The 14,212-nt window shown below is 44.6% G+C and carries 14 protein-coding genes, 1 tRNA gene and 1 pseudogene; 5 read left to right on the top strand and 11 right to left on the bottom strand.

Going from position 1 to position 14,212, the window contains the following annotated elements; all coding sequences use genetic code 11:
- Nucleotides 1-35: 35 nt before the first annotated feature.
- The 7 genes from atpE to Q0081_RS03670 all read right to left on the bottom strand — a co-directional run bounded on the left by atpE (nt 36) and on the right by Q0081_RS03670 (nt 4,378).
- Nucleotides 36-299 (bottom strand): ATP synthase F0 subunit C, encoded by a 264-nt coding sequence (gene atpE / locus Q0081_RS03700; RefSeq protein WP_298349468.1) that lies wholly within the window; start codon nt 297-299, stop codon nt 36-38.
- A gap of 41 nt (nt 300-340) precedes the next feature.
- Nucleotides 341-1,360, bottom strand: coding sequence for a F0F1 ATP synthase subunit A (gene atpB, locus Q0081_RS03695; RefSeq protein WP_298349466.1), 1,020 nt, complete (start codon nt 1,358-1,360; stop codon nt 341-343).
- Nucleotides 1,361-1,367: 7 nt separating this feature from the next.
- A complete protein-coding gene (locus Q0081_RS03690; protein WP_298349463.1) occupies nt 1,368-1,736 on the bottom strand; it encodes a hypothetical protein in 369 nt (122 codons plus the stop codon).
- A 5-nt stretch (nt 1,737-1,741) separates the two neighbouring features.
- Nucleotides 1,742-1,975, bottom strand: coding sequence for an AtpZ/AtpI family protein (locus Q0081_RS03685; protein WP_298349460.1), 234 nt, complete (start codon nt 1,973-1,975; stop codon nt 1,742-1,744).
- A 38-nt stretch (nt 1,976-2,013) separates the two neighbouring features.
- Nucleotides 2,014-3,000, bottom strand: a complete 987-nt coding sequence (locus Q0081_RS03680) for an ion channel (protein ID WP_298349457.1) — start codon at nt 2,998-3,000, stop codon at nt 2,014-2,016.
- A gap of 161 nt (nt 3,001-3,161) precedes the next feature.
- On the bottom strand, nt 3,162-4,076 hold the full coding sequence (locus Q0081_RS03675; protein WP_298349454.1) for a DDE-type integrase/transposase/recombinase: 915 nt from the start codon (nt 4,074-4,076) through the stop codon (nt 3,162-3,164).
- Nucleotides 4,076-4,378, bottom strand: a complete 303-nt coding sequence (locus tag Q0081_RS03670) for a transposase (protein ID WP_298349451.1) — start codon at nt 4,376-4,378, stop codon at nt 4,076-4,078. The genes Q0081_RS03675 and Q0081_RS03670 overlap by 1 nt, the downstream gene beginning before the upstream one ends.
- A 91-nt stretch (nt 4,379-4,469) precedes the next feature.
- Here Q0081_RS03670 and Q0081_RS03665 point away from each other — a divergent pair, with 91 nt between their 5' ends.
- The 4 genes from Q0081_RS03665 to Q0081_RS03650 all read left to right on the top strand — a co-directional run bounded on the left by Q0081_RS03665 (nt 4,470) and on the right by Q0081_RS03650 (nt 9,243).
- Nucleotides 4,470-5,501, top strand: coding sequence for a glycosyltransferase (locus Q0081_RS03665; RefSeq protein ID WP_298349448.1), 1,032 nt, complete (start codon nt 4,470-4,472; stop codon nt 5,499-5,501).
- A gap of 83 nt (nt 5,502-5,584) precedes the next feature.
- Nucleotides 5,585-6,391, top strand: a complete 807-nt coding sequence (locus Q0081_RS03660) for a TatD family hydrolase (RefSeq protein ID WP_298349443.1) — start codon at nt 5,585-5,587, stop codon at nt 6,389-6,391.
- A gap of 134 nt (nt 6,392-6,525) precedes the next feature.
- Nucleotides 6,526-8,148 (top strand): NADP-dependent glyceraldehyde-3-phosphate dehydrogenase, encoded by a 1,623-nt coding sequence (locus Q0081_RS03655; RefSeq protein ID WP_298349441.1) that lies wholly within the window; start codon nt 6,526-6,528, stop codon nt 8,146-8,148.
- Nucleotides 8,149-8,172: 24 nt separating this feature from the next.
- Nucleotides 8,173-9,243, top strand: a complete 1,071-nt coding sequence (locus Q0081_RS03650; RefSeq protein WP_298349438.1) for an asparaginase — start codon at nt 8,173-8,175, stop codon at nt 9,241-9,243.
- A gap of 214 nt (nt 9,244-9,457) precedes the next feature.
- Here Q0081_RS03650 and Q0081_RS03645 read toward each other — a convergent pair whose 3' ends face one another.
- The 4 genes and pseudogenes from Q0081_RS03645 to Q0081_RS03630 form a co-directional block, all read right to left on the bottom strand.
- A complete protein-coding gene (locus Q0081_RS03645) occupies nt 9,458-10,606 on the bottom strand; it encodes a low specificity L-threonine aldolase (protein WP_298349435.1) in 1,149 nt (382 codons plus the stop codon).
- A 104-nt stretch (nt 10,607-10,710) separates the two neighbouring features.
- Nucleotides 10,711-11,697 carry a creatininase family protein gene (locus Q0081_RS03640; RefSeq protein ID WP_298349433.1) on the bottom strand — a complete coding sequence of 329 codons (987 nt, stop codon included), beginning with the start codon at nt 11,695-11,697 and terminating at the stop codon, nt 10,711-10,713.
- A gap of 86 nt (nt 11,698-11,783) precedes the next feature.
- A pseudogene (locus Q0081_RS03635) lies at nt 11,784-13,124 on the bottom strand (NAD(P)/FAD-dependent oxidoreductase).
- 170 nt (nt 13,125-13,294) lie between these two features.
- Nucleotides 13,295-13,999, bottom strand: a complete 705-nt coding sequence (locus Q0081_RS03630; protein ID WP_298349432.1) for a LexA family transcriptional regulator — start codon at nt 13,997-13,999, stop codon at nt 13,295-13,297.
- A gap of 127 nt (nt 14,000-14,126) precedes the next feature.
- On the opposite strand from Q0081_RS03630, the gene Q0081_RS03625 reads away from it, so the two are divergent.
- A tRNA-Ser gene (locus Q0081_RS03625) sits at nt 14,127-14,211 on the top strand.
- The last annotated feature ends 1 nt before the right edge of the window (nt 14,212 follow it).

The following is a 14,212-nucleotide window of genomic DNA, read 5'->3' as shown; positions in this document are numbered from 1 at the left end:
ACAATCAGCTACTGCCGTTTGGGTAGTGAGTGAAATTACTTCAACAAAACTACCAACAAAGCGATAACGGCACCGAAGAGAGCAACGGCTTCAACGAAGGCCGCAACGATCAACATGGCACCTTGAATTTTTCCGGAAGCTTCCGGCTGACGAGCGATACCTTCCATCGCTGAACCACCGATACGACCAATACCTAAGCCTGCACCGATAGCAGCCAAACCTGCACCGATAGCAGCACCCATGTATCCGATTGATGCGCTACTTGAAGCGACTTCCTGAAGCAAAATGTTAAGCAACATGATTGTAATTGTTATATATGAAAAAAGAAATTTACAAAAAATTAGTGGTGATGTTCTTCAACGGCCGCACCGATGTAAGAAGCGGTCAGTACCGTGAAAATATAAGCTTGTAATGCCGCTACCAACAACTCAATCAAGTTGATGAAGGTAGAGAAAATCGCTACGGCAGGGCTTACTGCCAAACTCTCAAAGATGAAAATCATACTTAAAAAGCTCAACAGGATAATGTGTCCCGCAGTGATATTGGCAAACAATCGAACCATGAGTGAAAACGGCTTCATGAATACGCCCACGATTTCAACGGGTGTCATGATAATCAACAACCATTTCGGTACGCCCGGCATCGCGAAAATATGTCCCCAATACGTTCCTTTCCCGTTGAAATTCACGACAAAGAAAGTAATCAAGGCAAGCGTCAAGGTCACGGCAATGTTACCTGTCAGGTTTGCTCCGCCCGGAATCAAACCCAAAAGGTTGTTAATCCAGATGAAGAAAAACAAAGTCAACAAATAAGGCACAAAACGACGGTAGTGTTTTTCGCCAATGTTATTTTTGGCCACTTCATCGCGAATAAATACAATGATAGGCTCTAAAGCAGACTGCAATCCTTTGGGGGATTTACCTGAGCGGCTCTTGTAAGATTTAGCCACGGTAAAGAAAATAGTCAGCAAAAGAATAAAGCTGATAATCAAAGACGCGACGTTTTTAGTAATGGAGAAATCATATAGTTTCGCTCCATCTAAAGCAGAAATGTGCTCGTGCTCCATTTTATAGCCTTCGTGCGTACCATCAGCGCTGTGATAAAAATGGCTTGACGAAAAAATCTTCAGCCCCTTATTGGTATCATAAATAATGATAGGTAACGGAAGTGTAACGTGCGTATGTCCGATAGTAGCGAAGTGCCACTGATGCTCATCAGCTACGTGGTGCATGATCATCTCACCTGCGTTAAACTTCTCTTCTTCTCCGTGCTTATGAGGTTCTTCGGCCCGAACGGAAGGAGTAGCCAAAGCCGACAAAAATAGGAATAGTACAAATAAACGAATCGAAATATTTTTCATTATTGCTCTACGGTTTCAAATCGCGGCGCAAGTTACGATACAATCCTAAGACTTCAAAAAAAGTATAAAATAAATATAATACAAAAAAGGTAACGACGAACCCCATCGGGTGGCTGACCTTGTAGTAGAGGAATGCTCCCACAAATAAGACGCAGAGAATCAGGCGAAGAACAACGGTGACCAAATAAAATTGAACAAACCGATCTCTATTCTCCTGAAAACCAAAGGACATAACTCGGTGCTGAAGAACAGAGATTGTAAAGAAAAAGGCAAGAATATACCACTTTTCAGCAGGCAGAGAATGGACGAAATTATAATATTCGGCTGTAAAAAATACAATTCCAATGGCACCCGTAAAAATAACTGTACGCAACATTTTGCTTATTCGTTTTTGACCTGTTTGATAAGTAAATAAAGAGAACCTGCTACCGAACCCAACGACAAAACAAGCGTCCAAAGCGGAAATTTGTTTTGCTGCCACTCGTCCAATTTCAGTCCGCCGTATACGCCCAGTCCAATTGTTGCCAACATTTGGAACCCGAGACCCGAGTACTTGGCAAAAGTAGAAACACCTTGGCTCGTTTCCTTGAGGTTCTTTTCGGGTTGCTCAGCCATATCAGTTCTTTAGTTTGATAAATGAATTGTTTGTATGCTCAGTTCAAAGGCATCATCTCATATTCATGTACTTTTTGGACATCCACTCTTACTATATCTTCGGTCCTTACGCTGTTAAACATGGGGATAAATTTGGCTCCCCATATAATTTCTTTGTACCTAAATGAATGTCGTGCGTGTACAGGCTGTAAAAAAGTCTCTTCCGTAGCACGAATGTAAATCAAAAATTCACTGTCAGACTCTTCCAGACTTTCTTCAGTCGCACCATACAGGGGACTGTCTTCGGTAATAGGATGAACGATTGTCCAGCTAAGGGGAAAGAAATTCACCTGACTGCGTTCCAGTTTTATAGGATAATATTTGCGTGTCCGTTTTCCGTCGGGAAGTGTTTCCAATCGAGTAATAGATACTTCTACCCGCACATCCACCAACTCGGTAGGGCTTTCATTGATCATTCTAAACATCCAGGCATTGATGTCGAGGTAAGGGGCAAAAAGGGAGTTACGACTGAATAAAATCTTTGGAATAGGGCGAGAAAAACGTCCATATACCAACCCGGAAGCGATGGCAAATCCCAACACTCCAACCAATGACTCAACAGAAGACAAAGCGCTTGCTACCATACCTACAGGAGCCACGTGTCCATACCCCACCGTAGTAAGGGTTTGAGCACTGAAAAAGAAAGCCCCCCAAAATTGCTCCATCTTGGTAGTTGCGTGTATCCCCTGCAAATATTCTACGCCTATAAACAGATAAAGTACTGAAAAAAAGCAGTTAACCACAAAATAAATAGCAAACACCACTAAAAAAAACCGAGGCCAGGAGAGTACAGTCAGGCGGTGAAAAATATCTAACCATGCCCAGAAAGATACATTTTCACGACGCGCATTGAATGTCCCATTCGGGTTAATTAGTCGTGTAGTATCGTTAGTAATACGAGTTCCAAATCCCAAGTCTGAGCGTTGTTGCTCTTTTTCAAGGAGATCACTCCTCTTTATTTTGCTGATCAGTCTACTTGTAGCCATGCGATTATTGGTCATTTATCACGTTACCTAATTTTTAAGATTATATGTTTTTCTTAACAATATGTTCTGTCGTTATTGTTCAAAAAGCAATGTAAATAAAATTATTCCCAACAAAGAACATGTGCTGACCGCTAAATACTGGACACAGGACTTCCCTTATTTTAGGGAATAGGGATTTGATTGATGAGACTATTTTTCATATCTAAACCCTTTGACTGCAAGAATTCGGATGGGCTTTGAAAGCCAATACCACCGTGTATTCTCTCAAAATTATAGAATTCTCTAAATTGATTCATTGTTTGCTTTGCATCTTTTAAATCTTTGAACTGAAATCTCTGACAAACAGCGTTTTCCATGATAGAATGATAAGATTCGATATGACTATTTTGCTGTGGAGTAGCTGGTTTAGTAAATTCTTGAATGACCTTTTTATCTTTGAAGTACTTCTGTACCATGTCTGCTATAAACTGAGACCCATTATCGCATCGAACATAGAATTTTTCAGGAATAGTCAGATGCTGAAAAGTGCGTTCAAATAGCATGATAACATCTTGATATTTAATAGAATACGCTATCAAATGACTAACATTCCATCGAGAAAACACATCTAAAATGGTCAAGACTTGTAGGTTTCGATTCCTACCGGCAACCCAGATAAACTTGATGTCAAATTCAAAGTAGGTGAAAGGTACTTCTACCTGTGGCAATAAGTCTTTGACCCAGTTACGTTTGGTCTTTTTAGAACTTACACAGTACTGATTTCTAAGTAATTGACGGTCTTTCATCAGCCTATAAACCAAATGCTTACTAATCTGAAAATATTGCTTTTTTCTCAAATAGATATAGGTTTTATAATACCCGTAATCTACAAAAGGGTGTTCAAATAGGCGTTCTATTATTTTTACAACAGTCTCATTATCAATAATTTTACCGTCTTTATCTTTGACAACAGCGTAAGGTTTACGCCCTCTCAAACCAGTACTGGGGCGATAGTAAAAACTGCTGCGAGCCACAGAACACCAAGTCAAAACCTTGTACTTGGGAAAGGATAAATCAATGAACTCCTGTGCGACCATCAACCGCTCTTGTTTTGGTGGATAGTTTTTTTTAAAAGCGCATCTTTTACCCGAATTTCGAGTTCTTTCTCAGCAACCAACTCTTTCAAAAGTTGGTTTTCGCGTAAAAGGCGATGGTATTCTGTTCGGCTGATGCCACCTTTTACCTCTGTTTTGGGCTCGACTTTACAAGACTGCCACCTATACACCATTGAGGAGGCGACGTTAAAATGACGCACTGTCGCGCTGATGCCATGTTGCTGATAGTGTTGGAGGATGCATTCTATCTCTGCCTGACTCCAACTTTTTCGATGTTTGCTCATAGTGGCTACAAACTAAGTTTTTCCCTTAATTTGTGTCCAGTTTTTTATCGGGCTGACAAGAACACCTTACCTTTGCCGAAAAAATGGATTTGTGAAAAAAGTTACGATACTCATCGCCGCCCGCAACGAAGCTGATAATATAATCCATTGTTTGCGTTCTGTAGCGGCCTTGAGTTACCCAAAAGAACACCTCCAAGTACTGATAGGAGACGATGCATCGGAAGATGAAACGGCCTCATTGACTACTGATTTCATTAAAGATAAGCCTCATTTTGAGTTAGTTCATATCAAACAACTTTCCGAAAATTCAAAGCTGAAAGGCAAAACCAACGTTTTAGCTCAATTAACGCAACGTGCTACGGGCGACTATTTATTTTTTACCGATGCCGACATTCAAGTTCCTACTGATTGGATTCAGAATATGCTCCCTTATTTCAAACCCAACGTTGGAATTGTAACGGGCATTACAACCATGCAGCCTGCACCACTCGCTTTTCTTGCTCAGGGAGGCAGCATTTGGGAACTGCTTTTCGGGTATTGCCAAGCCTTGGAATGGCTGTATTATCTGTCGTTTATGCGTTTGTTTGCGCTTTTCAACATTCCCATTACGGCCATGGGAAACAACATGGCCGTCACTCGAAAAGCGTACGATGCTGTGGGAGGTTACGAATCCATCCCCTTTTCCATTACCGAAGATTATGCCTTGTTCCGAGCTATTCTGGACAAAGGATTCCGATTCGTTCAATTATTCGACCGTCGCGTACTGGCGATTTCTAAACCCACCCCTACTTTATCAGAACTCTTGATTCAACGAAAACGCTGGATGTACGGGGCCGTTTCAATTCCCTGGGGACAGCGGCTCGGCGTGTATTTCAATGGGCTTTTGTTGCCGTTTTTGGTAGTTTTAGGCTTCTTTTTTCCAAAAATCACGTTATTCATTATTTTCTTAAGTTACGTATCCATCACCGCTTGGTTGGTGGGAGTTTTGAATTGGCTCCAACGCCCGCAACTCTTTATCGGCATTCCTTTTTTCTGGTTTTACCACGTTTTTATCAACTTTGCCATGCTGATTAACTTTTACCTACGAAAAACCACCGTCTGGAAAGGAAGGGAATATCAGTAGGCAGTAGGCAGTAGGCAGTAGGCAGTAAAAAAACAATATTCCCTCATTCACAATTCACTAAATCACTAATTCACAATTCATTAATGATCGAAACTCACGCCCACATATACGACGACGCTTTTAACGAAGACCGTACCGAAATGCTTGACCGCGCTTTTGCCGCGGGGATTACTCAAATTTGGATGCCCAATTGCGACCACACTACCATTGACGGTATGATGGCCTTGGCCGAAAAATACCCCAATGTATGTTTGCCCATGATGGGCCTGCATCCTACCTATGTTAAAGAAGATTTTGAGAAAGAACTCTATATCGTTGAAGATTGGCTGAATAAAACATCACAATTGACTCCCCTTCCCCCAAGTGGGGGAAGGAAGGGATGGGGGCCGTTCGTAGCTATCGGCGAAATAGGAATGGATCTCTATTGGGATAAAACCTTTGTGGAGCAGCAAAAAGAGGCTTTTTTGACCCAATGTAATTTGGCTCTCAAACACAACCTTTGGATTGACATTCACAGTCGCAATGCTTTTTGGGAAGTGGCGGAGCTCATTGAGCAAGTAGCCGACCCACGTCTCAAAGGCATTTTTCACTGTTTTACTGGAACGCTTGAAGAAGCTCAAAAAGCCATTGAACTGGGCTTTAAACTGGGCATTGGCGGCGTGGCTACGTTCAAAAACGGCGGCATGGACAAAGTGCTTCCTTTCATTGATTTGGAGCACATTGTTTTGGAAACGGATTGTCCGTATCTGGCGCCTGTTCCCTACCGCGGCAAGCGTAATGAAGTTGCCTATATTCCGCTGATTGCCCAGAAAGTAGCTGATTTAATGCAGGTTTCGGTCAAAGAGATTGCCGAAAAGACAACTGAAAATGCTATTTTACTGGCAAAATAAAAACCCATAACAAGCTATTTTCACCTGCTCTTACTCAAACTTCCATTTTTAATCTCTAAAAAGGAATCCTGTCGCAGTTCAAAAGGTTATGGAATAGAGTAGCTATGAATAACCCATTTTAACAAAACAGAATTATGGATTTCCAAGAACAGCTCAACGCATTGTTTGTGTCGGAAAGCGAAATTCCGAAGGAGTTTCAAATAGATGAAATCCACCAACGGGAATACCTCCTCAACGGTGAAATGAAGGCGTGGAACGGGCCCGTCAGCGAAGTCTATTCGCCCATTTATGTAAAAACGGCCGATGGCCTGCAACGAAAACTAATCGGCACGTATCCGCTGGGTGCTGAAACGGACGCGATGGAAGCCTTGGATGCTGCCGTAGCGGCCTACGATAGCGGGCGCGGACAATGGCCTACCATGAGCGTCGGCGACCGAATCCAATGTCTGGAGCGCTTTGTGAAGAAAATGAGCGAACAAAAGGAATTAATAGTGAAACTCATTTTGTGGGAAATCGGAAAATCGTTTGCTGACTCTACCAAGGAATTTGACCGCACCGTTGATTACATCAACGCAACCATCAATGAACTGAAAGACATTGACCGCAGTTCGTCTAAATTTGAAATCAGTGAAGGCGTTATTGCCCAAATACGCCGCTCGCCTTTAGGGGTTGTATTGTGTATGGGACCGTTTAACTACCCTCTCAATGAGACCTTTACAACGCTCATTCCTGCCCTTTTGATGGGAAATACCATTTTATTCAAACCCCCGAAACACGGTACCTTATTACACTATCCGTTGCTGAAAGCTTTTCAGGAATCGTTTCCAAAAGGTGTCGTCAATACAGTGTATGGGCGCGGAGCCACGGTGATTCCCGGCATGATGCAAACGGGCAAAATCAACGTATTGGCTTTTATCGGTTCCAGCAAAGTGGCCAACGAACTCAAAAAAGAACACCCAAAACTGAATCGTTTGCGGGCGGTTTTGAGTTTGGATGCCAAAAATGCCTCCATCGTTACCGAAAATGCAGACCTTGATTTAGCCGTCAGTGAAAACATTTTAGGAACATTGACCTACAACGGTCAACGGTGCACGGCCATCAAAATCATTTTTGTCCACAAAACCATTGCGGAAGCATTTACCGCCAAACTCAGCAGCGCCATTGCCAAACTCAAGTATGGCTTGCCGTGGGAAAAAGGCGTAAATCTGACGCCCGTAGCCGAGCCCGGCAAACCTGCCTACCTCAAAGAAGTCATTGAGGATGCCATCGCCAACGGTGCAAGTGTTGTCAACGAAAACGGTGGAGTGATGGCGGAATCCTTTGTCTTTCCTGCAGTGGTCTATCCGGTCACTAAAAACATGCGCCTTTACCGCGAAGAACAGTTTGGCCCGGTGATTCCCGTGGTACCTTTTGACGACATTGAAGAGACCATTGACTACCTCATCGAATCGCCGCACGGACAGCAGGTCAGTATTTTCAGTAATGATGCTACAGAAATTGGCGATTTGATTGACCCGTTGGTCAATCAGGTAAGCCGCGTCAATATCAACTGTCAATGCCAACGCAGTCCCGACGTATTTCCGTTTACAGGCCGCAAAGACAGCGCCGAAGGGACTTTATCCGTACACGATGCCCTGCGTTCATTTTCGATTCGTTCGTTGGTCGCCACCAAACTGAACGACACGAACAAAAAGTTGTTGAACACCATTTTGAAAGAGCACCGTTCTGATTTTCTGACCACCAATTTTATCATTTGAGTTTGTTTTTAAACATCATCCATCTTGCCGGCGTATAAAACAGTCACCATCAACCCCGTTTTACCCAACCGTCCGCGTGCGTCGGTTTTGGTCATTTATACGGGCGGAACCTTGGGAATGGTCTTTGAAAAAGGACAGTTGGTCCCTTTTGATTTTGAACAAATACTGGATAGACTCCCCGAAATCAAGCGATTGGATTTTGAGATTACCTTTACCAGTCTCGAAGAAATCATGGACTCGTCCAACATGCGACCTGATGTATGGGAGGAAATTGCGCGACTGATTCAGCGCCATTACGAACTATACGACAGTTTTGTTATTCTGCACGGCACGGATACGATGGCTTATACCGCCTCGGCGTTGAGTTTCATGCTCCAAAATCTGGGAAAACCTGTGATTCTGACGGGTGCGCAGTTGCCCATAGGCGTGGCCCGCACCGATGCCCGCGAAAATATCATTACGGCATTGGAAATTGCGGCTGCCCAAATAGACGATCGTCCATTGGTACCGGAAGTGTGTATTTATTTTCAAAACGTGCTTTTGCGCGGTAACCGCGCCAAGAAGAAAGAAAGTTCGCAATTCAATGCTTTTCGCTCAGAGAATTACCCCCCGTTGGCGGAAGTTGGGGTCACGATTGAGTACAACTTTCCTTTTATTATCACTCCAAATGCTGATTTAGAATTCCGCATTAAACCCCAATTGGAGCAAAACGTGGCGATTCTCAAACTTTTCCCGGGCATCACCCAAAATGTAGTCCGTTCTATTTTAGAAATCAACGGATTACGAGGCATTGTACTGGAGACGTTCGGAGCAGGCAATGCCCCTACCCTGCCTTGGTTTTTGCACGAATTGAAGGAAGCAACCGAGCGCGACATCGTGATTATGAACGTATCCCAATGCGACGGCGGACGCGTGATGCAGGGCCGTTATCAGACCAGTACGTGGTTTGATAAAATCGGGGTAGTCAGCGGAGGCGACATCACCACCGAAGCCGCTGTTACCAAAATGATGTGGGTATTGCAGCAGGAAACCGACGTAGAACGCATCCGAGAACGCTTGGCAATGCCTTTGGCAGGCGAAATGAGTATGTTTTAAGTAGAGACGCAATATTTTGCGTCTGTTGTAGTCGCTCGCGTCCCGCGACGGGGCCGCCCGTGCGGTGACAGTTATTAGTAGGCTTCCAGCCTAATTAAATACATAGGCCGGAGGCCTGCTAATAGTCGTCACTCGGTAGAACCGAGCGACTGCGAGGGGACGCAAGCGACTGCGGTGCACTTTACACCCTACCCCTTACCCTTTCCACTTTACCCTACATTTCGCTTTCCTTCAACGATTCCATAAAACGGCTTGCCAAATTTTGCGGTGTTTCCCGCAAAAGGGACGGATTTACTTTTAGTAAAAATCCATTGCCGCTTGGGGCCGATACTTCTATTTTCTTTTTAGCTAAGGATTCCTTAAAACGTCCGGCATTTGCGTTTTTGACCTCCAGTCCCACAATGTGGGAGCCGTTTTCAAATTTTGTAATTGTAAACCGCTCTTCTTTCTGAAGAAGCGAAAACAGGGTTTCTGCTTTTTGCCACGATTGTTTATACTCCTCCGCAAAACCGTTGGCAAAATGCAGGGCTACAGCTGCAAAGGGCCAAGCTCCCGGCAATCCACTGCCAAACATGCGACGTTCGTGAAATAAATTCTCCGTAAAGCTTTTCGGTCCGGCCAAAATCGCCCCCGAAGCAGCGTTGAAACATTTCCAAAGCGAAGTATAAACCGTATCAAACGGCGCACTGTACTGAATGACGCTGACGTTGTTATGAACAGGCTGTACAAACACCCGCGCCCCGTCCAAGTGCATTTTTATGTTGTTGCTTTTGGCGTATTCAGCTATTTTTTTGACGCTTTCAAAAGAAAACATTCGGTCTTTTTGCCGCCGCACAGGTGATTCAATGGAGATAGCGCCAACATGCGTTTCCACGCGCCCTCCCTGCGTTTTTTTGACGATGTAATCCAACTCTTCCAACGTAAATTCAACCGCATTGAGACCCAACGGAATCAGATTAAGATTGCTCAACGTTTGCGAACAATCGCCCGTATCGTTGTATAAATGGCTCTGTTCCTGTACAATTACCCTTCGGTTCTGCCCTGCCAGACGGCGAACGGCGATGTGATTAGCTAATGTTCCGGTAGGCATAAATACCGCCGATTCTTTTCCAAACAGTTTAGCAAAAACGGCCTCCAATTCTTCCACCACACCGCCGTTGGAGTAATAATCGGGCTTGATTTTACCCTCATCTGCCAATTGCATCAACAAACCGCCGTACTCTTTGGGAGTAAGTACCAATCCATCGTGCATAAAATCAACGTCATTCCCCGCACTTTGCGGTTTTGACGCCGCAAAAGCATCCGATTGGGAAGCCGTGGCAGCAATAAGTCCGCCCAGTTTCAAAAAGTCTTTTCTTCTCATGGTAGGTTAGTTGGTTTTAGTGACCCAAAAGCTTTCTCCCCGATACTGACACCATGCTTTGGTTACTTCATTTCTTTCATTTTTCACAAAAAGAAGGTTCAAATTCATGGAAGAAAAATAATCTGGGGCGTCTTTATACAGTGGAAAAAAGTTTCGGGAATCCTTCCCATCCCACGTAAAATAGAGTTTACCGTTTTTTGATAAAACACCATTTCCTTTCCCGATTGATTCACGTATTTTCCTTCGTACAATGTATACTCAGCACTTCTGTCCTGCATTTTGGGTAAAGCACAGGTACTGACACTATCCACTTCACGAATCAATTCTTTGGCAAAAGCAGCCATGCTCTTACGGCCTTTTTCGGGCGTGGCAAGTGCCGCATACCCATTTACCCCACTCGTATTCAGATTTCCGCCCTCGACTGGTACGGGCGTCATATTTCCTGATTTTCCCATCATGGAAGAATCATTAACCGCCTTGCGCATATCCACCAAATCGGGACGAATGGTAAGCATATTGGAAGATTCTAATTCATCGGCGTGACCGCTGTACGTTTTGGTACGGAAAGGTTGCTCGGCATTGACAAAACCCGGTCGGTCATAACGGCTGTAATACAGCAAAATCCCCTCTTCGGCCAGCGTTTTAGCCGCTGTCTGTAAAGTGGGAGTGGTACTTACGCCAATGTTAATGATGTAAAAACGCTTGGGACCATACGCCGCCAAACTTCGCACAATCTGCACGACGGTGTTGGTTGCCGTTGCAAAATTGATACTCGTAGAACCCGGGTATTTCAAAAAAGCAGGATAAAATCCGTAACTGACGACGGGCGTGATGATGACGTTACGTTGAAGGGCAATCTCTTTGGCGTAGGCTTCGGCTTGCAGATAGTCTGTGGCCAAAGGCAAATGAGGGCTGTGTTCTTTAGAGCCCGCTCCCAACGGAATAACCACAACGGCATCGGGCGTCAGGAGTTTTTGGGCGGTCGGCCAGGAAATATCTTCTAAATAAATGGCCTTGTTTTTGGAATTTCGGGGTTGGGCCACCGCCGAACAGCTAACGAACGTTAGCAATAAAAGTAAAGTTTTTCTCATGAAGATGAAGGGTAACAGTCAACGTAAAACACCAATAAAAGCGTTTTACAATAAAACTACGACCTTCCCCTCAGAAATCCAACATTTTACTCCGCCTGTTTTTTCATAAATTCCTCCGCTACCAGGTCTTCTTTTCGGTAGAAAGGACGAATGATGATGCGCGTGCCTCGCTCGTAGGTAAAGAACCGATAAATCCAGTTGCTGAGTACAACCAGTTTGTTATGGAAGCCAATCAGGTAATAAATGTGTACAAACAACCAAGCCACCCAAGCCACAAACCCGCTCAAGTGCAGGTTTCCGGGCAGATCCGCTACGGCTTTGCTGCGACCCACAATGGCCAATGAGCCTTTGTCAAAATAATTAAACGGTTTTAAATCTTCTCCTTCCTGCATTAGTTTCAGGTTTTTAGCCAAGTGAATTCCCTGCTGAATCGCTGGTTGAGCCACGCCAGGATGGCCTTTGGGGTAATCTTTCGTTTTCATCAAGGCAATATCACCAATGGCAAAAATGTCCAAAAAGCCCTGTATCTGATTGAACGGATTGACTAGATAACGGCCTTTTTCCACGCTTTCATCGGGTAAACCTTCAATCTTAGCGCCCATTACCCCGGCGGCCCAAATGAGCGTGCGCGTTTTGATTTGTTCCCCTCCTTTGAACGTCACCACCTCTCCATCGTAGGATTCTACCATGGTTTTGAGTTTGATAATGATTCCTAAACTCTCTAAGTTTTTCTGCGTTTTGCGGCTGGATTCGGGCGACATCGGAGGCAATACGCGGTCCAAACCTTCCACCAGATAAATATTCATCGTACTGAAATCCATTCCGGGATAATCGCCCGGCAAAACGTGTTTGCGCATTTCAGCCAGTGAACCCGCCAACTCTACCCCCGTCAGACCGGCACCTACGATGACAATATTCAGCAAACTTTGCCGTGCCTACTCGTTTATCGTCATGTTGGCCTGCTCAAATGATTGCAGCAACTGACTGCGCAGATTCAGCGCATCGGGAAGGCGTTTCAAGGGAAATGAAAAATGCTTTATCTGCTCATTTCCAAAATAATTGGTCTTGGTGCCCGTCGCAATGATGAGGTAATCGTAGGCCAAATCGCCCACGAGGGTAGTCACCGTTTTAGCCTGCGGGTCAATGTGAGTAACGCGCACGGGACGGAAATGAAAATCTTTATACTCTTCGTCAAACATTTTTCGCAACGGCTCGGCAATGGCGTCCGGTTCTAAGGCAGCCGTAGCCACCTGATACAGGAGCGGCCAAAATCCGTGGTAGTTTTGGCGGTCAAACAGCACCACCTGAAAGTACTTATCCGACAGTTTTTTGGCTAAGTTGACTCCTCCAAAGCCCCCACCTACAATGACCACCCTTTTTTTAACGGTATCGGGTATATTCAGAGAAAGTTCCTGTAAATCAAGCATAGATGAAGTGGGACTGCAAAGCCCATTAATGTTCGTATGCCGATTATTCCCTAAAAAAGTGAGCCGGCAAAGTCTCCGTTAAAAAAACGGATTTCCTTTGCCAGCCTTGACTTAATCCGGGGCATACTTCTCTAAAACTGTCCAAGAATTTACCCAAAGTGTTTTTTAACTTAGATAGGAAACTCTTTCTCAAAATACCCCGCAAAACGCCACAATTCCTGAATATCGTCCTGACGAACGGGATACGGAGCGTATCGTTCATTGAGCGACTTCAACACCAATACCTGTTTTTCCTCTAAATAGTTAAATACTTTTTTCAAGACAACGCCTTCATCTTTAGTGACTACCAAACATATCGTGCCGTTTTTTACGGTGCTCCATTGGTCAATGTATTCACCAAATACTACGGCTCCATCGCGAAGCGGCGGCATGGAATCCCCTTCGTACGGAAAAGCCCGGTACTTGCGGTCGGTGGGTAGAAACGGGACTTGAAAAATGGGCAATTCACTGATAAAATCCACATCGCCGTAGCCTTCGGCATACCCACCCAGGGCACGTACGGGCACAAACTCAATGTTTTCGTGGTTTTGGCTATCGACGGTCGTGACCAAAACCCGCAGCGACGATTGGTCGCGCAATTGACGGGCGGCCTGCGTCAGATCTTTACTGAGCAACTCATCGACCGTTACTCCAAAAAAACGGGACAGGCGTACCAACTCTTCGTAGCGCGGTTCGGCCCGGCCGGATTCGTACGCTGCCAACGTGGACTTTTTCAATCCCAACTCATCGGCTAAGCGCTGTTGGGAGACCTTGTTTACCAAGGTGTTACGGAGAAAAATCAGATTTTGTGCAAAAAACGTAACTCTATCGTTCATGTTCAGGGCTGGTTAACTACATTTCGCATCTAAAATACAAAATTGTTGTCTATTTATAAAATCCTTGCCCCTGATTTTTCATCCTACGCTTATAGTTGTTATGTTTGCACTCCATTCTACAAAACACAGAGAGGTGTCCGAGTGGTTGAAGGAGCACGCCTGGAAAGTGTGTATGCTGCAAGGCATCGAGAGTTCGAATCTCTTCCTCTCTGC

This window comes from Runella sp. (assembly GCF_027484545.1).
GTDB lineage: Bacteria > Bacteroidota > Bacteroidia > Cytophagales > Spirosomataceae > Runella.
Note: the sequence above shows the minus strand (reverse complement) of the source record. Positions and strands in the feature narration are given on the sequence as shown.

Excerpts from the sequence above, each read along its gene's own strand:
- atpE (WP_298349468.1), bottom strand. The coding sequence starts at position 299 with ATGTTGCTTAACATTTTGCTTCAGGAAGTCGCTTCAAGTAGCGCATCA.
- atpB (WP_298349466.1), bottom strand. The coding sequence starts at position 1,360 with ATGAAAAATATTTCGATTCGTTTATTTGTACTATTCCTATTTTTGTCG.
- Q0081_RS03690 (WP_298349463.1), bottom strand. The coding sequence starts at position 1,736 with ATGTTGCGTACAGTTATTTTTACGGGTGCCATTGGAATTGTATTTTTT.
- Q0081_RS03685 (WP_298349460.1), bottom strand. The coding sequence starts at position 1,975 with ATGGCTGAGCAACCCGAAAAGAACCTCAAGGAAACGAGCCAAGGTGTT.
- Q0081_RS03680 (WP_298349457.1), bottom strand. The coding sequence starts at position 3,000 with ATGGCTACAAGTAGACTGATCAGCAAAATAAAGAGGAGTGATCTCCTT.
- Q0081_RS03675 (WP_298349454.1), bottom strand. The coding sequence starts at position 4,076 with ATGGTCGCACAGGAGTTCATTGATTTATCCTTTCCCAAGTACAAGGTT.
- Q0081_RS03670 (WP_298349451.1), bottom strand. The coding sequence starts at position 4,378 with ATGAGCAAACATCGAAAAAGTTGGAGTCAGGCAGAGATAGAATGCATC.
- Q0081_RS03660 (WP_298349443.1), top strand. The coding sequence starts at position 5,585 with ATGATCGAAACTCACGCCCACATATACGACGACGCTTTTAACGAAGAC.
- Q0081_RS03655 (WP_298349441.1), top strand. The coding sequence starts at position 6,526 with ATGGATTTCCAAGAACAGCTCAACGCATTGTTTGTGTCGGAAAGCGAA.
- Q0081_RS03645 (WP_298349435.1), bottom strand. The coding sequence starts at position 10,606 with ATGAGAAGAAAAGACTTTTTGAAACTGGGCGGACTTATTGCTGCCACG.
- Q0081_RS03640 (WP_298349433.1), bottom strand. The coding sequence starts at position 11,697 with ATGAGAAAAACTTTACTTTTATTGCTAACGTTCGTTAGCTGTTCGGCG.
- Q0081_RS03630 (WP_298349432.1), bottom strand. The coding sequence starts at position 13,999 with ATGAACGATAGAGTTACGTTTTTTGCACAAAATCTGATTTTTCTCCGT.